We start from the raw sequence: 21,353 nt of genomic DNA on the forward strand, positions 1-21,353 counted from the left end.
CCAACTCCGGCGCGGCGGGTGTCTTCTACGGCCCGGTCCACGTAGGCAGCCGGACGCCAGCTGATCCGGTGGCCGCCGCAGTGGAAAGCCTCGTGCGGGACCAGCTCGAGCAGTGGGCCCGCGAGCTGGCCGCCCGGCTACAAGGCGGTCCCTACCCGCTGCCGGTGCGCTGGAAGGTCGAACCCACCGTGATGGCCAGTTGGGCTGCGGTCCATGGTCGGCCCGGTGGCGGGCCGCTGTTCCTGGAAGGGAACGTCGACGAGATCTCGGTGATGTTCACCCGTTCCGAGTCGCCGCGGCGGTTGGTGGTGCTGGGTAAGTCGGGGGCGGGCAAGTCTGTCTTGGCGTTGTACCTGACCGTTGCTCTGCTCGACGCGGCCTTGGCCGAGATCAGGCGCAGCGGGGGGACGGCCGATCCGGTTCCGGTGCTGTTGTCGATCGGCGGCTGGGATCCGCAACAGCCGCTGTCAGAGTGGATCGCCGAGCAGTTGGTCGCCGGTAACCCATTGCTGGCCCCTATGGTGACCGGCCCGGACGGTACGCGGCGCAGCCTGGCGAAGGAGCTGGTCGTCACGGGTCGGATTCTGCCGGTTCTGGACGGCTTGGATGAGATCGCCCTCGGACAGCATCAAGCGGCGTTGGCGGGTATCGAGACGGCGGCCGGGCAGCTACGGCATTTCGTGCTGACCTGCCGCACCGGGCCCTACGAGGCCGCGGTCACCGGACACGGGGCGCTGGCGAGTACCCCGGTAGTGCAGATCCAGGCGCTGACCACCGGGGAGGTGGGCCGCTACCTTGTGGAGGGCACTGACCAAGGCCCTAACCGCTGGGACCGGGTCACCGAGCAGCTGCACACCCAGCCGGACTCGCCGTTGGCCCAAGTGCTGACCACGCCGTTGTACGCCTCGTTGGCGCGGGTGGTGTACCGGGCACGCGGAACCCGCCCGGACGAACTGCTGGACGCCGACTGGGCAGGCACCCGCGCGGGCATCGAAAATTCTTTGATCGAGCGGCTGACTCCGGTGGCCTTCGCCGCCGCCACCCGCCGCCGTCGTGCCCGCACCGCCGAAGAGACCGCCGCCGCGCATCGGCACCTGATCTTCCTGGCCGGCTATCTCCGCCGGTGCGGGACCTACGACCTGGCCTGGTGGCAGCTCCATCGCGCGCTGCCCCGCTGGGGGCGCAGCCTCGCGGGCGGTCTCGCCGGAGGGCTCGCGGGTGGGATGGCGTTCGGTCTCACCGGCGGTCTCGAGGACGGGCTGATGGGCTGTCTGGTGGGCGGGCCCGTGGTCGGTCTGGTCGGGTACCTGGCGCCGCCGGTTCCACGGCGGGTGGACATCCGTGCCCGCAGACTCTTGGCCAGGACCTGGGGTGGCCTCGGGGACGGGCTCCGGTATGGCCTCGGGTTCGGCCTACTGTTCGGGCTCCTGAACGTGTTGTCTGGCGGCGGATTCGCGGCCTGGTTCGGGGCCGGGTTCGCGCTCGGGCTCGTGGTAGGGATCCTGGGCGGACTTATGGGCGGGCTCTGGGGCGGGCTCCTACGTAACGTCGATGATGATCAACGCGCGTCCAGTCCCACGACCCTTCTGTCCGATGACCGCGCCGCATCGCTTGCGGGCGGGCTCTTCGGTGGACTGGCCGGTGCGTTCATGGGCGTGTTCACTGGCATGTTCGCGAACAGCCCGACGATGGGACTGACGGTCGGGCTCAGGATCGGGCTCATCAGCGGCTGCATGGGCGTGCTCACAGGGGCGTGGGGATGGTTCCTCCTGGCCCGTGTGCTGCTGGCCATGCGCGGCAGTATCCCGTGGAACCTGGTGGCCTTCTTGCACGAAGCCCACGACCGTGGGCTGCTGCGTCAGGCTGGCGGCGTGTACCAATTCCGGCACGCGCGTCTGCAAGACCATCTCGCCGGTTCCGAGGTGGTGGCGGCCCGCGGTCCGGCACCGGCTGGCGCGCATCGATCACCGGCAGAGTCAGCCGACGGACCGGCTGACCGAGGTGCTGCGTGGCATTGTCGCTGGTTCGCTGATCGGTTCGGCCGTTGAAGGCCCAGTCGGGTGAGCGGGAGCATGCCGGTCAGCCATCCGTGACCGCCGGTGACGTCGTGGGCACGCGCCGTCCATAGGCTTGAGTCATGACTGGCGCTGCTCCCATCATCGAAGGCATCAACGGCCACCGCGAGTTCCTTCTGACTGGCCAGGACCGGCCGCTGTACGTCGAGTCGAGGTCTGAGCCGTTCCCTGATGCTGCGTCTATCGAGACCATGCTGAACGCCCGCCGCAACATGGACGACTGGCAGGAGCAGTACGGCACCGCGCGCACCGCGAACAACTTGGCGGCGGTCCACATCTGCACCGGTGATCTCGAGGCAGCATTGGCGGCCTGTCAGGAGGCGGAGTCGAGACTGATCGACATGCTCCAGCAGGGCAACCCGCACCCCCAGCCGCTGACCTTCGCTGGGCTGGCGATGGTGAAGTACAACGCGGCTGTCCTGTTCTGGGCGGCGGGCGACTCGGAGAACAACTGGACGTTCGCGGACGACAACCGGCTGGGTGCGCACGAGGCGCTCATGGAGGTCGGGGAAGACGCGGACGAGGACGTCGAGTTCATCCGGTCGGCGCTGCTGACGCTTCCCACGCGTTGAGGTAGCCAGTCAGTCGGTGCGGGCCCCTTAGCGTGGGAGCCGGACCGGTGGTCTTCCGCTCGCTGAACTCACACGAGGTCCAGGTCGAGGCCGGGTGGAGTAGACATCGGTCGTTGCATGTGCGGGCACTGCGGCTGCAGCGGGGCGGTGAACGGGGTGCGGTGGGTACGGCTCATCGCCCGCCAGAAGCCGCGGGCCTCGTGGTACTGGGCGGTCGTGTGCCAGGTGTAACCGTCGGCGGGCAGGCCGCCGGCGGTCAGGCATGCGGTCACCAGCAGCGTGCCCAGGCCGACGCCCTCGTACGGGGCGTATGCGTTCACCTTGCACAGAAGACCTCGCCGACACTGCGCGCAGGCTTGATACCCGGCGCGACCGATCATCGTGTCGCCCAGGTACGCCTCCACCTGCCCGTAGTCGGCCACCGTGGCAGGCTCCCGGTACCGGATCTGCACCCCGGCCAGCTCGCCGCGGCGGCTTCGCCACGACGAGCGCAGCCGGCGCCGCTTGCGCAGCCAGCGGATGTTGTGAAGGGACAGGCGCAGCCAGCGCCGGGCCCGCGTGGCCATGCCCGGCTCGGAGACCCCGGCGGTGTCGCGCTGCATTCGGCGTAGCAGCCGCTGCCGGGCCGCCGGGCGCACGTCGGCATGGGCCTGGCGGATCATGGCGATAGCCGTGTCGGCCAGCTCGGCGCCGCACCTGTAGCCCCCCGCGTAGTCACCGTGCGGGTCATCGCCCTGTTCGACGGCTTGGGCGGCGGCTTCTCGGCACAGTCGGGCTGCTTCGGTGAGCCGGGCTACGTCCGCGTCGAGCTTGACCAGGACGAGTTTGGCGTACAGGTTCACCCGTCGTTGCCGGGCGGCTCGCTGCTCCGGGCTGCGCGGCCCAGGCAGGTCGTCGTGGTCCCGGTCGATGTGGACGTTCATCCCGTAGGCCCAGACTTCCCGGGCATCGTCCTCGCGCGTCTGCGACAACGCATCCATGACCGGCACCATAAGGGGCTCATCCGACAGTTTCGGTTGGCGAACTCCTTCAGCCATCCAAGCATATTATGTCCCGTGATAGCATCGGCCCGTTTACCGACCTGCGGGATACCGCCCTGGGTCGCCCCGATCGACGACAGGAGCGGGCCGTGACGGACGAGACCCTCGGCGGGCGGCTCCGTCGGTACCGCGTGGCACGCGACCTCACGCAGCGCGGGATCGCCGAGAAGCTGTTCGAGGCCGAGACCGCGGATCGGGAGCAGACGCCGTCGTTGACCGAGGCGGCCCGGCGCATCGCCACCCTGACGGTCTCGGTGAGTCAGTACGAGGCCGGCCGGCGGCCGTCAGCGCGGGTGCTGCGGATGCTCGCCGACATCTTCGAGGTCGACGTCGCCGAGCTCGCCGGTCTGCAGGTCGCCCGCAAGGCCGCGAAGGGCGACGCCGAGGCTGAGCCGCCCGGCGAGTCCGAGACGAGGACCGGCCCGCCCACGCTGCAGGAGCTCCGGACCCGGCGGGGTCTGACGCAGGCCGAGGTCGCCCAGGCGCTGGGCATCACCCGCGCCGCGTACGCCTTTGTGGAGCAGGGCCGCAGCGGCCTGGCGGACAGCCACGCGCCCATGCTGGCGCAGCTGCTGAGGGTGACCCCGCAGCGGCTGGCCTTGGCACTGCCGACCCCATCCGAGCCGAGTCCCCCGGCCGACCGCGCCGACGCGTAGCCCGGCGTGGCCGGTCAGGCGGTGAGGTTACCGACCGTGAGCACGAACTGGATCGGGAGTTCCTTGTCGCCTTGACCAACGCCCAGGCAGACGGTGCGTCCGGCGCGGTGCCACATATGCACGATGGCCACGAAGTCGGCGAGGTACGCGCCGAGCGGCGTGCCCCGGTGCACACGCTGGTCGAGCGTGACCAGTTGCGGTGTGCCCCAGCGGATGGTGAGCGCAGCGGCCAGACGCGCGCATTCGGCGTCGAACTCCTGCCACGCCTGGGCGGCGCGATCGCCGGTCGGGTCGTCGGAGAAGTCGTCGCTGATCTCCAGGTCGACGGCGTGGTAGCCCTCTGGCGGGTAGGGACGGGTGAGCAGGTCCTCGGCCAGTGCCAGCATGTCGTCGGTGTTCATGGGCGGCCACGATAGCCCGGCGGTCAGACATTCACGCCGAAGCGCCTCGTGGGGCGCCCACCGGCGGCCCACGACGCTATGCGAGGCGGAACCCTGACTTCGCGCTCAGTCGGACCGGGCCTGTGACGAAGCATTGGTGGCGCAGTCGCACCGGTGAGGCGTGGCCCCAGCCGCGGATGGTGTCGATAGCGATCTCGGCGACACGCGCGCCGCTGTCGGGTTCCAGCGGCAGGCTCGGGTAATCGGTCGACTGGGTCGTGTTGTAGACGACCGAATGGACGTGGACGCCGTCGGAGTTGAACGAGCCCGCCACCATGTGATCGCCGTCCGCCTCGGAGATCTCCCAGCCCACGTGCGGCACGTAGTCGAGCAGAAGCGGCAGGTCCGCGGAGAGCGAAGCGAACAGCTCGCGCAGGCTCGTCTCGAACTCATCCCAGGTGTCGGCCATCCGGGCGTCGTAGCTCATCATGCCCAGCAGCGACTTGCAGGCGTCGCTGTTCACGTCGGGCTCGGCGTTCCAGAGGTCGGTGGGCTGCCAGTCCGGACTCCACTCGGCGTCGCTGTACTCCTGCGCCTCGGCCGGCTCGGCGGGCTCCACCCGCAGGGTCACCGACGGGCGTCGGATGTCGCGTTCCAGCCGCACGCGCGGGTTGCGCCAGAACGCCCATGCGTGCGGGCCACCGACCATCGCCGGTGGCCCGAGCACGGCGACCACAGCCGCTAGCGTGGCGGCGTGCAGCGGCGCCAGTTCGTCGGCGGCGCAGGTCTCGGTGATCTGGAGATCGGTCTGCTCGCCGTAGCCGTAATCCTCCTGGCCGTAGCTGACCTTCGTGGATCGTGCACGGGCCGGGCCGCCGGTCTCGATGATGAGGCTGTGCTGATTCTCGCGGATGGACCAGCCGGCGGCACCGGCGATCCGCTCGATGTCGGCACGCGACCACGCCCCGAAATCTTGCCCGACCAGCGTCCCGGCAACGTCTTGGATCATGGCGGCGATGATAGCCAGGACGGGCAGCGGCACCGATACCCGTTCGTTAGGCCCGGCCCATGGCCGCGGTCGACACCCGAAGCGGCGGCCGGTAGTTCCGCGTCGAGGTACAACGAGACGCCGTCCCCCGACCGTCGCCGATAGGGGCGGCTGGTGCGGGTGATGGTGAACGCCTCGGCGAGCGCAGCCGCCGCGGCGTGCAGCTCGTCGACGTCGCCGGCTTCCAGGCGCAGCCGGATCACGCGGTCGCCGCCGGAGCCGCGGTGGGCAGGGCGAGCAGGTCGGCGATCCACTCGGGTACCGGCGCGATCGACACGTCGCGGATGACGACGTACGGCACGCCGCCGATGCGCGAGCCGGGGCCGACGAGGTGCCCGCCGGTGTGCCGGCCGGGCCCGCGGGTGTCGATGCTCGGGCCCAGCGGGGACCGGCCGCCGGAGGTGCTGCCGATGATCCGCCCGTCCGGCACCCGCAGGTACAGGTGCAGGCCGCCGCGCGGGGTCCGCACGGTGTACGTGTCCGGCCAGGGCTGGCCGTAGCGGTCGCATACCGCCTGGAACTGGGCGATGCCGTCCGGCTTGCCGGGGTGCCGGTCCAGGTCGATGCCGAGCAGTCGGGAGGCGCGGCAGCCGATGCCGACGTTGTCGCCCGGGCGCCACGTGGCCGCCACCACGGCCGGGTCGCTCGAGCACCGACGCTGCCAACCCGGCTCGGGGCGCTTCTCGCCGGGCGGCAGGCCGAACACCGCCAGACCGGCCGCCAGGGCGATCGCGGGATCCGGGTCAGCAGTTGCAGCCATAAGGCCCACCCGCGCCGCACTCCTCGCAGCCTTCCGGTTCCGGTTCGTCGCCGCAGGTGCAGCGGTAGCCAGCCTTGGCGCCGCACTCGAAACAGCCCGGGTCGTACCCGTCGTCATACCCGCCCTCGGAGAAGTTGGGGTGCCGGACGTTGTCGTAGACGATGGTGCCGTTGGGGCCGGCCTCGCCCCACGGGATCGCGGGCAGTTCCACGCTCGTGGTCAGGGCCTCGCCGCAGACGTTGCACTCGTACTCGTCCTGCCAGTCGGCGACAGCGAACATGCCGCCGGGGTACCGGTCGACGTGGATGTACAGGCCGGGGCACCGGTCCGGGCCGTCGTCGTCTTCGCCGCACTGGAGAGCATGCAGGCACTTGCCGCTGCAGCGGCACGGGCGGGCCGGGCTGACCGGCCGCCAGTGGGCCTCAACTTGGGCGCGCTGCTGTGGGGTGGCGTCGGCGGGCAGGACCCGCCAGCCCAACTCCTCGGCGACCACCGGGGTCCAGCGGGAGCTGGCGCCCTCCGGTCGGATCAGCTCGTCCGGATACGGCACGAGCAGCTGCGGATCGATCTCCAGCACCGCGACCGCCGGGCGGGCCGCCACGGCGTCCAGAGCCCGGGCCGCGGTGGTGTAGTTCTCCCCGGTCTCGGTCATCCGCGCTCTGATGGCCTTCTTGCGGGGGCTGTCGCTGACCATGACGGTGTCCTCTCAGCACGAGCAAGACCCACGCTCTCGCCCGGCGAAGGTCACGTCAGGCATGACAGATCAGGGCGCGATCCGGGGGACCTTGTCCTCATCGCCGCCCGGCAGCGTAGGTGCCGAAGGCTCGGAGTGCGGCGGGCGCAACCGCCATCACGAAGGCTAACGGCCGGGTCCGACACTTTTCCACGCAGGCGGTGTTCGCGCTGCTCAGCCGGCCAGGTCGCCAGCAAAGCCCGCATTGGACATCGCGCCTGCCGCGCGGATCTTCGTCCGCCGGCCCCTGCTCCGTGAGGGCGGTCCACCTCCACCACACTCTATCGTGGAAAATAATATGCTATTCGATAGAGGGTGCGCCATACTCCCAGGAGGACGTTGATGACCGCCGACGCGCACCACCACACCGCCGCCGCTCACGGCGCCGAGCAGGTCGCGCAGGAGCCCGTCGCCCCGACGGCGCTGCGCGCCCGGTACGCCAGGCTGCGGGCCTTCGCCGACGCCCACCTCGGCGACCCGGCCGAGCAGGCCGTGGCACGCCAGCGGATGGAGGACCTCGAGAGCCGCTATCCCGACATCGCCGAGGCCCCCGAGCCGGCGCGCATCGATCCGTGCAGCGAGGACGCCCGCAGCTGGGGGCACGTGGACATCCCGGGATCGGCAGGGCTGGGCCGTATCCGCACCGAGATCGCGATCGCCGTCATCAGGGCGCACGACGTCGACACGACGCGGGTGGACTGGCGGCACCGCGACGGCGATACCCGGCTGGCGTTCTACGGACTGCGACCCGTGGTCGAGCACCTCACGGCCAGCCTGCCCGGGGTGCTGCAGCGACTGGACGCGGCCGCGCTGGCGGCGACGCGCCGATACCGGGCGTGGCTGCGCGAGGGCGACGACAGCGAACCGGCCTGGCACGCCAGCATGTGCCGCTGGTGGCGGCGCGACTACCTCGCCAGCGCCGGCGCGGCGTACGCCGCGGAGCTACGCCAGCTCGGCCGGCCCCGCGAGCTGACCGCAGGGCCGCAGCAGAGCGCACCGGCCACGATGGGCCACCACAACGCGTACGAGATCGCCGGCCAAGACGTCCGGCTGCTGGACCAGGCGCCGCGACGGGCCGCGCACGCCGTCGTCATGGCCACGCAGGCCGCGATCGCCGCCCACCGTCGCCGCCCGGTGACCGGCCACCCACGACAGCCGGCGCTCGAGCAGCCACCGCGACGCGGGCTCGCGACCACCACGCCACCTGCAGGCCCGGGCGAAGACGCGGACGGCCCGCCAGGGCTGCCGCAACAGGCCCGCGTCTGACGGGCTCTCGCACCGCCACCACCGCCGCCGCGAAAGAGCCGGATCAATCCCCTTCCCTCCTATCGTAGTTCATATTATGCTTTACGATAGGAACTGATCGGGGAGGCGACGAGGACCATGGACCACATTCCGGGCGTGGGGCGGCGTGAGCTGTCGAGGCTGCTGCACGAGGTCCTGGGCAACGTCCCGGTGGACGGCGTTGGGCTTTTCGGCCTGACGCATCCGGTCGGGTCCGCGGGCCCGGCCGTCGTGGTCGGCCCGCCGTCACCGCTGGCGGCCGGGCCGTGGCGGGCGCCCGATCCGCGGCGGGTGCCGGCGATCCGGGGCATGATCAGCTACTGGCTCAAGGTCCAGGGCCGCAACTTCTACCGGGCGATGATCGAGTCCGGCTGTCAGTCGCAAGGGGTCAATCCCGGCGCCTCACTGGCCGACAACGTCGCCGCACTGGCCAGCCAGGAGCACGCCCGCGTCGCCGACGGCTCGCTGTACTGGGTGAGCCCGGAGATGACGCAGCTGGCCATCCACGCGGGACGGCAGCTGCCGCGCCACGAGCTGTACCCGTACGACGCTCCGTCCGAGCGCGGCTTCGTGGTCTTCGCCGAGCCCCTGGCCCGTTTTCCGTCGCAGTGGGGAACGTCGATCGAGATCGCCGCGGTCAGCTGGGGTCCGTGGGACGGCCCGACCCCGCGGCCAGCCGCGTGGCACCCGGGCGGAGTGTGGTTCACCTTCTGGGCGGCGCAGCCGCACGCGCGATACCTCGGCGAGTGCCGGCAGACCGCCGTCGAGCTGGGACTGACCGCCATGGACCCGCTGCTGCCCGACAACGAGGCGGGCTGGCCGTTCGGGGAGCTGCCCCGCATCGAGTTCCCGCCCGACACGACGGCCGCGTGGGCGCTGACGGTACGCGCGGCATGGCTGCTGATGCAGCAGCCGTTCACGCAGACCACCACCGCGGCGGCGCCGCCCACCCTCAAGCCCAAGCTGCGGCGCGCACGGGTCAGCACTGACGGGGTGCAGATCATCCGGATGCGACCGCGCCAGCGCACCGGCACCGGCCCCGGCCGCGCCCCCGACAGCTACCGGTGGTCCCACCAGACCGAGGTCACCGGGCACTGGCGCCGCTACCACGTCGGCCCCGGCCGGACCCGGATCGAGCACCGCTGGATCGACCCGTACTTCGCCGGACCCAGCGACAAACCGCTGCGCAAGATCGAAAAGGTTCGCGTCTGGAACCGCTGACCCGCCCGTCACGGCGCGCGGCCCGGGCCTCCCCCTTTTTCACACCTGGAGGTCGTGTGCCCATCCATCTGCCCGCTCCCGCACACCGGCCCGGCGGCCCTGACGGGCGCGGCTGGAACCGCTTGTCTCTCAACGCCCACATCGGCGCCGACCGTGGCCAGTGCGCGCTGAGGCCGCTCTCCTATCCGACGCTGGTGGAGTCGCAGGACACCCGCCGGGCGCGGTGGGGCGGGTACGGCCCATGCGTCGCCACCGGCGATTGCCGGGCCTGCCCGGTCCCGACCGCGGCACCCCGCCGGCTCGACGCACCCGGCGATCGGGTCCTGGTCCGCCTGCGACCCGGGCGCCTGTACGGGTCGGGCCTCGGTGCGCAGGTCACCCCGGAGCAGCCGGTTGTGATGGCCGACGCCGGACAGGGCTGGCAGGCCGCCGGCGAGCCGTGGAGCTGGCATCAGCTTGCGCGTGTCGCGGGCTGGCGGGTCGGCCGCCCTCACCGTGCGAGCACGGCCCCGGGTTCTGGCTGCACCGCGCGCAGCCGTGTCCCCCGAAAGCGATTGTCGATAGCGGCCGTTGACCAGCGGCGGCACACTTGATGTTGAGGCCGGCGCTTCCCCCGTGGCGCCGGCCTCAACACTGCCCGCGCCTCATAACGCGCCGATGTGGACGCTCAGCCGGGCCTGGCCACGACAGCAGCCCCTACCCGCCGGGCCGATCGGGGGTTATCTCATCCCCGGAAGAGTTTCCGCAACCACGCCCCACGCGGCCGCGGGGCCGGGGGTGTGACCGCGAGGATCTCGCCGTCGAAGTAGTCACGGACCTCAACCTGGTACCCGTGTGCCGTCAGCGTTTCCGCGTGCTGACGCATCTTCGGCGGCCACACCCGGAGCGGGTCGATGTGGAAACCGCCGACGGAATGGGGGCCTCCACTCTTCCCGACTGAGACCTCGAAGCCGCCTTCGTAGTGGTCCTCTTCGCGGCTGGGGTCGTAGTCGCGGCCGCCGTGTTGCCGCAGCAGGCTGCGGATTCGTTCCGCTTCTCGCTCAGCGTCTCGCCGCTGCTGGTCAGCCGTACCGCCCATGACGGAGACCGTAGCGGAGCAGTGACAACCGGTGCATCACGACCGCAGGCCCATCCACAGCCGACAACACCCCTTTCCGCTATCGCATCTCATATTATGCTGTCCGATAGAGCGGCAGGGTGCCGCGCTGCGGTTCCCGGTCCGCGGCTCAGGACCGAGGCCGCATGATCTCGGCTCGACCAGGAAGAGGAACACGTTCGATGCAGCAGCTGATCACGACCGCAGCAGGGCGCCGGCTGACGGTCACCGCAACGGCGAACGAGTACGGCCGGGTCGTCTACGAGGTGGCCAAGGTGGGCGCGTTCACCCTTGACCCCGAGGTGTACGCCCACGACCCCGGCGACACCCGGCAGCGAGTACATCTGCGCTACGGCCGGGTCGACGGCCCCGATCCCTACCGCGACCGGGACCTTCCCGACGCGCCGGTCGTCTGCACCGTCGTGCTCGGCGGCGCCGCCACGTTCAGCGTCCAGCACCTGGACGAGCCGAGCTGGCGGTGGCTGTCGATGTGCCGGGCCGGTGGCGGGTCCGCCCCGGACGGCACCCGCCGCCGGACCGCGGACATCGTGCGCGCCCTGGTCACCGACTGGCTGGCCCGCGACGACCACGACGAGCTGCGCGGCTTCCACGCCTGGCACCTGGCCCCGTCGCGGATCGCCAACGCCCGACACAGCATCCAGCGGCTCCAGCGGGTGATCGCGCCGCGGCTGAGCGAGCTGGCGGCCGAGCACCACCGACGTGACCAGCAGTTGGCCATCCGCGGCGAGGCGCCGGCGGCGCTGGCGCAGTTCCCGGACCCGCAGACCCGCGAGGGGCAGGCCATCCTCGCGCTGCACGCCGAGCTCGAGCAGCTGCGCCGACAGCACCGGCGGCTGTCCGCCGTCGACGTCGCCGAGTGCGTGCAGGCGTGGCTCGGCGCGCAGGGGCTGCCCCTGGACGTCGTATGAGCACCACCGGCAAGAAGTGCCCGGACACGCGGGTGGCGCTGACCGACTGGATGTTCGTCCTGGCCAAGCCCCTGCGGGGCACCGCCCGCGGAAGCCTCCACGTGGTGAGCTGGCACCGGCCGGCGGCGGCGCTGTGCGACGTCGAAGTCGTGGACGTCGCGCCCACCGGGCGCGGCGACGACACGCAGTGGTTCACCACGACGGTCGACGCGCAGGGACCGGCGTTCCGCGCTGGGCACGCCCAAGTGGCGGCGGCGACCCAGGCGACCTGTCGCCGGTGCCGCTCGATCCTGCGGTGCCTGCCCGTACGCGAGTTCCCGCTCGTCGTGCAGCACACCGTCGCCCTGGCCGATAACGACCGGATCGACGCCGAACGCGCGGAGGCGGCCCGGCTCGCCAAACGCCTGCGGGCCCGTCTGGCCGCCTTTGACGCCGACCAGCGCACGGCCGCCGCCGAGCTTGCCGAGTCATACCGGCAGGCCGCCGACCTGCTCGCCGCGGCGCCGGTGCCGGCCGTCCCGGCCCGCACCACTTGGGCGGCCGCGGGCCGCCCGGAGACGCTGGTCTGGTTCGGCCGTGACATCGACCCGGGCAAGCCGCTGCTGGTCACTGTCAACGAGTACGGGAACCGGCTGTACGACGCCCGGACCGGCCAGCAAGTCGCCCACTACGGCAGCGACTGCCCGCAGTGGTACGCCCCGGCCCCGGCCGCCCCGGCCGGCGAGCTGCCCACCGCGGCACCGTCCCCGGTCGTGATCGTCCCGTGTGGTTCCCGCAAGCGCCCCGGCCGGGTCCGCGCCGCGGAGAAGTACATCGGACCGTACGCCCGGTCGGCCCGCCTCGCCGGCGAGGCCGTCGCCGAGCGCACCGGCGCACGAATCATCACGCTGTCGGCCCGCTACGGGCTGCTCGACGACGACGACCTGGTCGACGACTACGACCTCACGATGGGCGACGTCGGCAGCGTCACCGCAGGCCGCATCGCCGAGCAGGCCGCTCGCCTGGGCATCACCGACAGCCTGGTCACCGTGATCGCGGGCAAGGCGTATGCCGACGTCGTGTCGGCCGTCTGGCCACACGCGGTCCGCGCGCTCGACGGCTGCACCAGCTACGGCAACCAGCGCGCCCGAATGGGTCACATCGCCCGCGGCGACTGGTCACCGCCGGCCCCGGTCGGCGCGACCGCCGCGCCGGCCTTGTTCGGCGCCGAGCTGGTCGCCCCCGCCGATGTCACCCTCGCCGCAGCCGGTGACCTGGAGCGCGGCGACGTCTTGGCCCCGGGCACGTTCGATGCCCAGCACGCCGACCCGGTACTGGTTATCGCATCGGCCCGCCCGGTCGACCAGCCCGACGGCCGCCGGCGCGTCTCCCTGATCGTGCGGCCCCTGCCGTTCGCCGGACGCAGCCGACACGTGATCGTGTGGGCCGACGCCGGCGTCGAGGTCGTCGGCCGCGACAGCGGCTCCGGCAACGACTGGATTCACCCGCCGGCCGAGGACGCCGAGATCCTGCACGGGCCCGCCCTGAGCTGGCCGCGGCTGCTGACTGCCACCGAGCTGCGCGCCGGCGACGTCTGCGCCCCGGGCGCGTTCGGCCCGTGGAACCGCACCGACACGATCACCGTGGTCACCGACCCGACCTACTGCGACACGGTCGCCGGGGTGCGCAGCTACGACATCGGCACCAGGGTCAACCGGCCTAGCGGCCCCGGCCCCGTCCGGCACGGCGCACTGCGCGCCGACTCCTACATCGCGGTACTCGAGCGGCCGACCGCCATCGAGGCGCCCGGCCCGGCCGCCGAGCTGGCCGCCGCCGCGACCACCCAGCCGCTAACCCCGATGGGCGAGGCCGAGGACCAGCCGGTGCCGCAGCGCGAACTGGTGCCCGCGGCCGCCGACTGCGGCGCCAAGAGCGCTGGCGGCGACTTCCGCTCGCGCATCCTGTGTCTTGTCCGGCACGGCGACACGCTCACCGGCGCCGCCGGCCTGGTCGACCCGGTCAACCTGCACGACTACGACGTGGTGCTCATCAACATCAGCGCCGGTAAGGACTCCATGGCGCAGCTCGTCGCGGTCGTCGAGCTGGCCCGCACGCAGGACTACGACCTGGGCCGCATCATCGCCGTGCACTGCGACCTGGGCCGCGTGGAGTGGGCGGGCACGGCCGAACTGGCTGAGGAACACGCCCACGCGATGGGCGTGAGTTTCCTGCGCCTCGCCAACAAGGTCGACCTGCTCGAACAAGTTCGCCAGCGCAAGCGCAACCTCGTGCGCAAGGCCGGCGAGCTGCGCAAGGCAGCCGAGGCGGCCCTGGCCGCGGGCAATCTTGACGTAGCCCGCGACCTGGAGGCCCAGAGCGACAAGAAGGCCGCGGCGCCAGCGTGGTTTTCCAGCGCCGCCAGGTACTGCACGAAAAGCCAGAAGACCGGCGAGGTCGAGAAGCTGATGACCGCACTGGCGAAGCTCTGGCGCGAGGCAGGCAACACCGACCGGCCGGTCCGCATCCTCAACACCCTGGGCATCCGAGCCGACGAGAGCGCGGCCCGCGCGCTCAAGAAGCCCTTCGGCCCCGACAGCGCGACCAACACCCGCCGCACCGTGACGCGATGGCTGCCGATCTTCGACTGGTCCGAGACACAGGTCTGGGCGACCATCCGGGCGTCCGGGCTGCGCGTGCACGGCGCCTACCAAATCGGAATGTCGAGGCTCAGCTGTGCGCTGTGCGTGCTCGGCAGCCGGCAAGACCTGGTGACCGCGGCCCGCGCGAACCGCGACCTGGTCGACGAGTACGCCGTCGTCGAGGACGATGTCGAGGCGACCTTCCAAAACGCCACCAGCATCCGCCAAATCGCCGCCGAGGCCGACCGGCTGGGCCCGCTTGAGCTGCCTGCTCCGGCCTCGATTGACGTCTGATCACCCGCAACACGGCGCGCAGCGTGCTGGCGGACCGTTCACCGGGCCTGGTTCACCGCCAGGGTCGCCGCCAGGCCACCAGCACTTTCGAACATATGAGCTAAAGCGCGGTAGGGTCGGGCCATGGCGAGCCCGGCGGAGTCCGAACCGGTCCTGACGGCACGGCAGCGCAGCATCCTGACGGTGATCCGCCAGTCCGTCGAGGAACGCGGATACCCGCCGACCTTCCGCGAGATCGCCGCCGCGGTCGGGCTGGGCTCGCCCTCCTCCGTGGCCCATCACCTGGACACCCTCGAGCGGCTCGGCCTGCTGCGCCGCGACGCCCGCGCGCCCCGCGCCGTCGACGTCCGCGCCGGCCGAGCGGCTTCGCAGAGTACGGCCGTGCCGCTGCTGGGCACGATCGCCGCCGGAGCGCCGATCCTCGCCTACGAGGACGTCGAGGATCACCTCGTCCTGTCGTCGGCGATCGTCGGGTCCGGCCCGCATTTCGCGGTACGCGTGCGGGGGGATTCGATGACCGGGGCGGCGATCTGCGACGGCGATGTCGTGATCGTCCGGCAGCAGCCCACCGCGGAGACCGGCGACATCGTTGCCGCGTTGATCGACGACGAGGCCACGGTCAAGACCTACCGGGCCCGCGGCGGGCATGTGGAGCTGGTGCCGCAGAACGCGGCGTACGAGGTCATCGCGGGTGATGAGGCCGTGATTCTGGGGAAGGTCGTCTGCGTCCTGCGGCGTCTCTGAACCTGCGTGGCACACCCCGGGTGGTCTGCACCAGGGACAGCAGGCGCCCAGCAGATCCGTCCGGTATGGACGACCGGAGAGTGTCGTACCCGACCCCTACATTGTGTGCACGGTGTCTCACACATCGTTGACCTTGGGGAGGGTGGAGTGGCCCGGAAACGGCGCAGACGCAAGGCCAATGATGGAGCAGTCCTTGCCGCGGCCGGTGGCGGCCTGCTCGCAATCTCCGTCGTGGTACAGGCAATCCGCCACCACCCGATCATCGCCGCATCGATTGCGCTGACAGCGCTCGCCGGGGCGGGCGTGTGGGGCTGGCTGCGGTGGGCAGCCGCGCGGCGGATGGCCGAGCACGAGCGCGACGTGGCGGTGACCGACCACATGTCCGGTGCGGAGTTCGAACAGTTCGTGGCCCGGCTGCTGCGCGTCAGCGGGTACCGCGGGGTGAGCGTGTCTGGTGGTGCTGGGGATATGGGTGCCGACGTGATCGCCCGGACGCCGGACGGGCGCCGGCTGGTCGTTCAGTGCAAACGGTTCGCCGGGAATCTGGGCAGCCCGCACGTGCAGCGGTTCGCGGGCACGGCCCGCGACATCCACCGCGCTGACGTGGCGCTGCTGGTCACCACCGGGCGGCCCACGGCGCAGGCCCGCGAGGTGGCGCGGCGGTGCCGGATCACGCTGGTCGACCGACCGGAGCTGGCCCGGTGGGTCAGCACGCAGGTCTTCGAATGCTGACCGGTCCTTGACCGCGTACGCCGACCGGTGCGGCGCCGGGCGTCGAAAGTGTCCGATCTGGGCGCTAGCTTGACCGCGTACACCCGGCTCGGGCTTTCAGCCCGGCATGACCGTGAGCGGACAGGGGTGAACGAGATGGTGGACGGCTACGTGGCGGGCTGGACGCTGCTGCCAGACGTCAAAGGTCCCCGGGCACACCACACGGACCCGCAACGGCACGGCCGGGCGCTGTGCGGGCGCCGACTGGACCCGCACGCCCCGGTCCACCCGACCCGGCACCGCGACTTCACGACATGCCCGACCTGCCAGAACCGAGCGCCCACACTCCCCCGGCGCAGCCCCACCCCCGAGGCCGCGCCCCCACGGCAGCCGCAGCGGGTGGACGGGCGCCGGCTCGGCTGGGTACAGCTGCGCGGCCAGCGCGTGCTGCACCGCCCCGACCCCCGCCAGCCCGACCGGGTGCTGTGCGCACTGGAACTGCCGGTCACCGTGGTCATCCACCGCCGGCCACCGGCGCCGTGGCCACCGTGCCCGTTCTGCCAGCAGGAGATCCAGCTGCACCGGCAGGAAATCCAGTCCAGCGTGGCCACCAGGCCCTCCCCCGCACCAACACCGGTCCGCCAGCCGACCCGGTCGGCGCGCGCCACGGCCCGGCGGAGCCCCCAGCCGCCGGCCGCGCCGACGGTGTCCGCCCGGATCCGGCGGCTCCTGATCGCGCTGCCGGTGCTTGGCCCGGGGCCGACCGGAACGGCCGGCACCTGGCAGGTGCCCGACGGGTGGGTGCAGCTCAAGCCCGGCGGCGTGTGGCACCGGCGCCATCCGGAGCGGCCGGACCGGGTGATGTGTGACCTCCTGCCACACGGGGCGCCGGTCTACCGGCGGCGGACCAATGCGGATCCGGCCTGCCCGGATTGCGCGGCCGTACGCAACGCGGCACTGTCCGCGCTCCGCGCCCAGCCAGCCCCACAGCGAAAACCGCCGGCCCGCCCACCTGCTCCGGCGCGACTGCCCCGCGCCCAGGTCGTGCGCGGTGGACTGCCCGGCCTGGGCCGCGACCGGTGACACCGGACCGTGCAGCCCCCCGTCAGGCCGCACCACCATGACCCTCTACAGACGGCGCCGCACCCACCCCGGCAGGCGAGGCAGGCGCGGCGAGGTGCACAACGTCAGGCGTATTCCTTGGCCCAGCGCAGGGCCGCATCGATCAGCTCCGGCAGTTCACCGGGGATAGGCAGCGCAGGCACGTCGCCGAGGGCGACCCACCGGGCGTCGCCGACCTCAGCGAGCTGCGCGGTGAGCTGCCCGCCGGTGGCCCGGCAGACGTAGACGAGGTCGATGTGCCGATGCGGGCCGTGCCGCCGGTCTTCCACGTCCATCTCAATGATGGCCCACGGGGTCGGATGGCTGGTCACGGCCGGGTGAGTGAACAGCGGCGGATGCAGCACCCGGGCGTGGATGCCGGTCTCCTCGGCGACCTCACGGACAGCTGCCTCGGCCGGAGCCTCGTTGGGGTCGACGTGACCGCCGGGCGGAAGCCACTTGCCGGCCTTGCGGTGGTGAACCAAAAGGACCCGGTCGGTGTCGTCGATGACGATCGCGGTGGCGGTGAAGTGCCGGACGGGACTGCTCATGCGGGGGTCTCCTCGCGGGCCAGGGCGCGGATAAGGCCGGCGGCCCAGTGTATGGCGGTCTCGGGCAGGGCGGGGTGGACGGGGAACTGCAGCGCTGTTTGGCACAACGCTTCAGCGTTCGGGCAGTCGCTGGCGTACGCGGCGAACAGCGGCTGCCGGTAGAGCGGCCGGTAGCCGTAGCGGGCCGAGTCCGGGGCCAGGCCGGCGGCGGTGAGCGCGGCGGCCGCCGCGCCTGGGTCGGCGGCGGCGGTCAGCACGAGGCTGTAGTAGTTCGGCTGGCCGGCATGGACCAGTTCGGCCAGTGCACTGCCCTGGGCGGGAAGTTCGGCGAGCAGCCCGGCGGCGATGGCCCGGCGGGCGGTGAGCTGCGCGGCGAGGCCGGGCAGGCGGCGCAGGCCGATCGCGGCCAGCGGCGCGGCGAGTTTGTAGTTGACGCCGTGCCCGCCGCGCAGGTGCCCGAGGTGAGTGTAGAAGTCGATGCGGTCGGCCAGCTCATCGTCGCTGGCGAGGACGAACCCGCCTTCGCCGGTGGACAGCAGTTTCCGGTCGTGGGTGGAGAAGCAACCGGCACGGTAGCGGGTGCCCACCGCGCGGCCGCGCAACACGGCGCCGTGGGCCTGGGCGGCGTCCTCGATCAGCGGGACGTCCGCGGCGGCCAGTACCGCGGCGGCCGGGTCGTCGTCGGCCGGGTAGCCCCACAGGGGCAGGCTGATCGCGGCCTTGGTCCGAGCGGTGAGGCGGGCGGCAACCTGGCCGGGGTCCATGCCGAGCTCGCCCGGGCGGGTGTCGACGATGACCGGGATGGCGCCGCAGGTCAGGATCGGCATCGCGGTGGGCAGGGGCGCGGTCGCGGGAACGATCACCTCGTCGCCGGCACGGACACCGAGCGCGATGAGGGTGGCGTGCAGGGCGGAGGTGCCGGAGTTGACGGCGATGGCGCGCCGGGCGGTGAACCAGTCCGCCAGCGCGCGTTCGTAGGCGCCGAGCACCGGGTTACCGCCGGACAGGCGCCCGTCGGCCAGGACCGCGGCGACCACGTCGATCTCCCCGCAGTCCGGCGGAGCGTACCGGTCGTCGACCGGATGGTCGGCGTCGTACACCAGGTCACCGGTCATAGGTGAGCACCACCTTGATCGTTTTCTCCGGGGTGTCGCGAAGCAGGGCGTACGCAGCCGGAGCCTGCGCGAACGGAATCCGGTGGGTGATGAGCTGGTCGACGCGCACGGCACCGGCGGTGATCTGCTCGCGGGCGGTGGCGTTGAGCCGGTCCAGGGTCCAGGTGGGAGTCCGCGCCGGGCAGCCGTTGATGGTCATCGACGACAGCAGGGTGATGCGGTTGCGGTGGTACTCCTCGCCGAGGCGCAGCCCACCCGGATCACCGTGATAGGAGGCGACGGTGGCCACGCGGCCACCGACCCGCAGGCAACGGATCGCCTGATGCAACACGGCGCTGGCGCCGGAGCACTCGATCGCGGCATCGGCCCCGGCGTCACCAATGAAGGCGCGCACGGCGGCGGCGACGTCGACCGTGGCGTCGGCCAGAACGGCGGGGATGCCGAGGGCCTGGCACGCCTGCACGCGCAGCGGCTGCCGGTCAACGCCGACGACCCGGGCGCCCGTGAGCCGGGCCTGCTGAGCGGCGAGCAGCCCGACCGTGCCGAGCCCGGTGACCACCAGACTCTCCCCGAGCAGCGGCGCGGCGTCGTGGACCCCGCCGAGGGCCACCCGGGCGAGGGTGAAGAACACCGCCGCCTCCGGGCCCACCCCGGTCGGCAGGGCGGTGACCCGCTCGGCGGCCACGACATGCAGGTCGGCATGGGGGGCGTCCACGGTGACCAGATCCCGGCAGGCCAGCGCGGTGACCTCGGTGCCGACCGCGGCCACCTCGGCGACCGACTCGTAGCCCGGCGCGACCGGGTACGCCCGGCCAGGTCCAGCGGTGAACATGCGCGTCTGCGCGTCCCAGTGGGCGTGCAGGGCGGCGGCCCGGCCGGTCAGCCAGGCCAGTTCGGTGCCGGCGCTGATTCCGGACAGCACGGTGCGCAGGCACACCTCACCGGGGTTCAGTGGTGGCAGCGGCTCGGTGGTCAGGCCGACCTGGCCCGGGGCGGTGAGCATCACCCGCCGCCGCTGCGCCGGGATCATTGACGGCCGTGTGGGGGTCGGCGCGCCGGGGGCTGTCTGTCTCACATGGTCTCCTCAGACTCGGAAGCGGACGGCACCGTGCCGCCAGCTCGGCGATGTGGTCGGGGTCGAAGCTGTCGAAACGGTTCGCGTCGAGCCGGATCAACCGGCCCGGCCAGGCGACGTACGCGGCGTCGAACGCGGCGCGCAGGGTGCGCAGCGCCGCCGGGGTCAGCCCGGCCTCCATCGCCCGGCCGCGGCGGGCCACCCGGGCGCGCAGCGTCGGGAGGCTGGCGGACATGCCGATCAGCACGTCCGGTGTCGGCAGGCTGGGTGCCCAGACCGTGCAGGTGTCGGCGATGCGCTGGGCGTCGCCGGCCGGCAGCGTGGTGCCGGCGAAGATCGGCGTTTTGAGTAGCGCCCAGTCCGCGACCACCGTCCCTCCCGCGGCCAGCGTCGCGGCCGCGGCCCGCAGCTGTGCCACGCGCAGGGCGACGAAGGTCAGCTCCACCAGCACCGGAAGTTCGGGGGTGGGGTCGCCGGTGAGCAGCGCCTCCAGGTACGGGTTGACCGTGAACGGGTCGGCCAGCAACTCCCCGTCCATGGCACGCGCCAGCGCCGCGGCCAGGGTGGACTTGCCGACGCCGGTCGGGCCCTCAATCGCGATGTAGATCCCGGTCATCGGCGCCCCTCGAGCGGTGGGCATGCAGCGGTGCCGGCGGCCAGGAAATGACGGGTCGCCGCCGTCAGCAGCGGCAGGTCCGCGCAACGCACGGTGTAGGCGCCGGTCTGCGCGCCGTCCTGATCCGCGAGCCTCGCGTATGCAGCGAGCTGGCGGGCCGCGTCGGCGGCCTGCGGGCAAGGTTCGACGGCGTCGCAGGCGCAGCGGCCGGCGGATGCGGACTGGTGGTCGTCGGCGCGGAGCTGTGTCGCTGCGATGACCGACCGGGACAGGTAGATCGCGGCGCTCACCGCGTCCCGTCCCCGGGCCGGCGCCGGCACCGCGAGCAGACCAGATCGTGTCCACAGTGCGGGCACCACCGCGGGGTACGGCACAGCCACCAGCCCACCGCCGCGCCGAGCACGACGAGCAGCACAGTCACGGCGGCGATCGACGGCCCACGCAGCAGCAGATCCACGGCACCCTCCGGTTGATCGGGTCGGGGCATCGGCAGCAGCGCCGGGCGACGGATCTGGGCCGCCACCCGGCACCGGCTCACCGGATTGATCACCAGCAGTGGTGGCGCAGAAGCGGCTGGCACCTCCAGCATCAACGTGAGACTTTCACGATTCAAGGAGTCTCACCGTGAAAATCTCACGGCGAATGGCTTCATCTGAAGATGGACGCGCTGAGGTAGACCAAGCAGTGCCGCATAATGACGGCGACCGTCTCACCGTGAGACGAGTCGGCTCCGG

General features: G+C 72.1%; 22 protein-coding genes. 10 read left to right on the forward strand and 12 right to left on the reverse strand.

Features of this window, described 5'->3' with window-relative positions:
• Nucleotides 1-68 precede the first annotated feature (68 nt).
• Entirely contained in the window at nt 69-2,048 is a 1,980-nt protein-coding gene (locus tag EV385_RS32960) for an NACHT domain-containing protein (protein ID WP_130513755.1), read from the forward strand.
• 89 nt (nt 2,049-2,137) lie between these two features.
• Entirely contained in the window at nt 2,138-2,647 is a 510-nt protein-coding gene (locus EV385_RS32965; RefSeq protein ID WP_130513756.1) for a hypothetical protein, read from the forward strand.
• Nucleotides 2,648-2,715: 68 nt separating this feature from the next.
• On the opposite strand, the gene EV385_RS32970 is transcribed toward EV385_RS32965, so the two are convergent.
• Complete coding sequence (locus EV385_RS32970) at nt 2,716-3,627, reverse strand: hypothetical protein (RefSeq protein ID WP_130513757.1); 912 nt, start codon at nt 3,625-3,627, stop codon at nt 2,716-2,718.
• A gap of 149 nt (nt 3,628-3,776) precedes the next feature.
• Between EV385_RS32970 and EV385_RS34720 the strand changes: the two genes are divergently transcribed.
• Nucleotides 3,777-4,343: a helix-turn-helix domain-containing protein gene (locus EV385_RS34720; protein WP_207230181.1), complete on the forward strand. Its 567-nt coding sequence runs from the start codon at nt 3,777-3,779 to the stop codon at nt 4,341-4,343.
• A gap of 14 nt (nt 4,344-4,357) precedes the next feature.
• On the opposite strand, the gene EV385_RS32980 is transcribed toward EV385_RS34720, so the two are convergent.
• From EV385_RS32980 to EV385_RS34170, 4 genes are all read right to left on the reverse strand, one after another.
• On the reverse strand, nt 4,358-4,744 hold the full coding sequence (locus tag EV385_RS32980) for a hypothetical protein (protein ID WP_130513758.1): 387 nt from the start codon (nt 4,742-4,744) through the stop codon (nt 4,358-4,360).
• Nucleotides 4,745-4,820: 76 nt separating this feature from the next.
• Entirely contained in the window at nt 4,821-5,765 is a 945-nt protein-coding gene (locus EV385_RS32985; protein WP_130513759.1) for a DUF6301 family protein, read from the reverse strand.
• A gap of 205 nt (nt 5,766-5,970) precedes the next feature.
• Nucleotides 5,971-6,531, reverse strand: a complete 561-nt coding sequence (locus tag EV385_RS32990; protein ID WP_165449735.1) for a bifunctional DNA primase/polymerase — start codon at nt 6,529-6,531, stop codon at nt 5,971-5,973.
• Nucleotides 6,515-7,225 (reverse strand): hypothetical protein, encoded by a 711-nt coding sequence (locus EV385_RS34170; protein WP_165449736.1) that lies wholly within the window; start codon nt 7,223-7,225, stop codon nt 6,515-6,517. The genes EV385_RS32990 and EV385_RS34170 overlap by 17 nt, the downstream gene beginning before the upstream one ends.
• 381 nt (nt 7,226-7,606) lie before the next feature.
• Between EV385_RS34170 and EV385_RS32995 the strand changes: the two genes are divergently transcribed.
• The gene (locus EV385_RS32995) at nt 7,607-8,530 is read left to right on the forward strand and encodes a hypothetical protein (protein WP_130513761.1); all 924 of its coding nucleotides are present in this window, start codon (nt 7,607-7,609) and stop codon (nt 8,528-8,530) included.
• A 117-nt stretch (nt 8,531-8,647) separates the two neighbouring features.
• Nucleotides 8,648-9,769, forward strand: coding sequence for a hypothetical protein (locus EV385_RS33000; RefSeq protein WP_130513762.1), 1,122 nt, complete (start codon nt 8,648-8,650; stop codon nt 9,767-9,769).
• Between the two features lie 724 nt (nt 9,770-10,493).
• Here the strand turns inward: EV385_RS33000 and EV385_RS33010 are convergent.
• Entirely contained in the window at nt 10,494-10,847 is a 354-nt protein-coding gene (locus tag EV385_RS33010) for a hypothetical protein (protein WP_130513763.1), read from the reverse strand.
• A 200-nt stretch (nt 10,848-11,047) separates the two neighbouring features.
• Here EV385_RS33010 and EV385_RS33015 point away from each other — a divergent pair, with 200 nt between their 5' ends.
• From EV385_RS33015 to EV385_RS33035, 5 genes are all read left to right on the forward strand, one after another.
• Nucleotides 11,048-11,794 carry a hypothetical protein gene (locus EV385_RS33015; RefSeq protein ID WP_130513764.1) on the forward strand — a complete coding sequence of 249 codons (747 nt, stop codon included), beginning with the start codon at nt 11,048-11,050 and terminating at the stop codon, nt 11,792-11,794.
• Nucleotides 11,791-14,706, forward strand: coding sequence for a DUF6884 domain-containing protein (locus EV385_RS33020; RefSeq protein WP_130513765.1), 2,916 nt, complete (start codon nt 11,791-11,793; stop codon nt 14,704-14,706). The genes EV385_RS33015 and EV385_RS33020 overlap by 4 nt, the downstream gene beginning before the upstream one ends.
• A 123-nt stretch (nt 14,707-14,829) precedes the next feature.
• Nucleotides 14,830-15,450: a transcriptional repressor LexA gene (gene lexA, locus EV385_RS33025; RefSeq protein ID WP_130513766.1), complete on the forward strand. Its 621-nt coding sequence runs from the start codon at nt 14,830-14,832 to the stop codon at nt 15,448-15,450.
• Between the two features lie 231 nt (nt 15,451-15,681).
• A complete protein-coding gene (locus tag EV385_RS33030) occupies nt 15,682-16,182 on the forward strand; it encodes a restriction endonuclease (protein ID WP_207230182.1) in 501 nt (166 codons plus the stop codon).
• 126 nt (nt 16,183-16,308) lie between these two features.
• Entirely contained in the window at nt 16,309-17,244 is a 936-nt protein-coding gene (locus EV385_RS33035) for a hypothetical protein (protein WP_130513767.1), read from the forward strand.
• 104 nt (nt 17,245-17,348) lie between these two features.
• Here the strand turns inward: EV385_RS33035 and EV385_RS33040 are convergent, their stop codons facing one another.
• The 6 genes from EV385_RS33040 to EV385_RS33065 are packed head-to-tail and all read right to left on the reverse strand — an operon-like array spanning nt 17,349 to nt 21,208.
• Nucleotides 17,349-17,813, reverse strand: coding sequence for an NUDIX hydrolase (locus tag EV385_RS33040; protein WP_130513768.1), 465 nt, complete (start codon nt 17,811-17,813; stop codon nt 17,349-17,351).
• Nucleotides 17,810-18,928, reverse strand: a complete 1,119-nt coding sequence (locus EV385_RS33045; RefSeq protein ID WP_130513769.1) for a DegT/DnrJ/EryC1/StrS family aminotransferase — start codon at nt 18,926-18,928, stop codon at nt 17,810-17,812. Before EV385_RS33045 ends, EV385_RS33040 begins: the two co-directional genes overlap by 4 nt.
• Nucleotides 18,918-19,931: a zinc-dependent alcohol dehydrogenase gene (locus EV385_RS33050; protein WP_130513890.1), complete on the reverse strand. Its 1,014-nt coding sequence runs from the start codon at nt 19,929-19,931 to the stop codon at nt 18,918-18,920. The genes EV385_RS33045 and EV385_RS33050 overlap by 11 nt, the downstream gene beginning before the upstream one ends.
• The gene (locus EV385_RS33055) at nt 19,867-20,619 is read right to left on the reverse strand and encodes a deoxynucleoside kinase (RefSeq protein WP_165449737.1); all 753 of its coding nucleotides are present in this window, start codon (nt 20,617-20,619) and stop codon (nt 19,867-19,869) included. Before EV385_RS33055 ends, EV385_RS33050 begins: the two co-directional genes overlap by 65 nt.
• On the reverse strand, nt 20,616-20,909 hold the full coding sequence (locus EV385_RS33060; protein ID WP_130513771.1) for a hypothetical protein: 294 nt from the start codon (nt 20,907-20,909) through the stop codon (nt 20,616-20,618). Before EV385_RS33060 ends, EV385_RS33055 begins: the two co-directional genes overlap by 4 nt.
• A complete protein-coding gene (locus EV385_RS33065) occupies nt 20,906-21,208 on the reverse strand; it encodes a hypothetical protein (protein ID WP_130513772.1) in 303 nt (100 codons plus the stop codon). Before EV385_RS33065 ends, EV385_RS33060 begins: the two co-directional genes overlap by 4 nt.
• Between the last annotated feature and the right edge of the window lie 145 nt (nt 21,209-21,353).

This window comes from Krasilnikovia cinnamomea (genome assembly GCF_004217545.1).
GTDB classification, from domain to species: domain Bacteria; phylum Actinomycetota; class Actinomycetes; order Mycobacteriales; family Micromonosporaceae; genus Actinoplanes; species Actinoplanes cinnamomeus.

Bases quoted from the DNA above. Each gene is read 5' to 3' on its own strand.
- EV385_RS32965 (WP_130513756.1), top strand. From the start codon at position 2,138: ATGACTGGCGCTGCTCCCATCATCGAAGGCATCAACGGCCACCGCGAG.
- EV385_RS32970 (WP_130513757.1), bottom strand. From the start codon at position 3,627: ATGGATGCGTTGTCGCAGACGCGCGAGGACGATGCCCGGGAAGTCTGG.
- EV385_RS32980 (WP_130513758.1), bottom strand. From the start codon at position 4,744: ATGAACACCGACGACATGCTGGCACTGGCCGAGGACCTGCTCACCCGT.
- EV385_RS32990 (WP_165449735.1), bottom strand. From the start codon at position 6,531: ATGGCTGCAACTGCTGACCCGGATCCCGCGATCGCCCTGGCGGCCGGT.
- EV385_RS34170 (WP_165449736.1), bottom strand. From the start codon at position 7,225: ATGGTCAGCGACAGCCCCCGCAAGAAGGCCATCAGAGCGCGGATGACC.
- EV385_RS32995 (WP_130513761.1), top strand. From the start codon at position 7,607: ATGACCGCCGACGCGCACCACCACACCGCCGCCGCTCACGGCGCCGAG.
- EV385_RS33000 (WP_130513762.1), top strand. From the start codon at position 8,648: ATGGACCACATTCCGGGCGTGGGGCGGCGTGAGCTGTCGAGGCTGCTG.
- EV385_RS33010 (WP_130513763.1), bottom strand. From the start codon at position 10,847: ATGGGCGGTACGGCTGACCAGCAGCGGCGAGACGCTGAGCGAGAAGCG.
- EV385_RS33015 (WP_130513764.1), top strand. From the start codon at position 11,048: ATGCAGCAGCTGATCACGACCGCAGCAGGGCGCCGGCTGACGGTCACC.
- EV385_RS33020 (WP_130513765.1), top strand. From the start codon at position 11,791: ATGAGCACCACCGGCAAGAAGTGCCCGGACACGCGGGTGGCGCTGACC.
- lexA (WP_130513766.1), top strand. From the start codon at position 14,830: ATGGCGAGCCCGGCGGAGTCCGAACCGGTCCTGACGGCACGGCAGCGC.
- EV385_RS33040 (WP_130513768.1), bottom strand. From the start codon at position 17,813: ATGAGCAGTCCCGTCCGGCACTTCACCGCCACCGCGATCGTCATCGAC.
- EV385_RS33045 (WP_130513769.1), bottom strand. From the start codon at position 18,928: ATGACCGGTGACCTGGTGTACGACGCCGACCATCCGGTCGACGACCGG.
- EV385_RS33050 (WP_130513890.1), bottom strand. From the start codon at position 19,931: ATGCTCACCGCCCCGGGCCAGGTCGGCCTGACCACCGAGCCGCTGCCA.
- EV385_RS33055 (WP_165449737.1), bottom strand. From the start codon at position 20,619: ATGACCGGGATCTACATCGCGATTGAGGGCCCGACCGGCGTCGGCAAG.
- EV385_RS33065 (WP_130513772.1), bottom strand. From the start codon at position 21,208: ATGCTGGAGGTGCCAGCCGCTTCTGCGCCACCACTGCTGGTGATCAAT.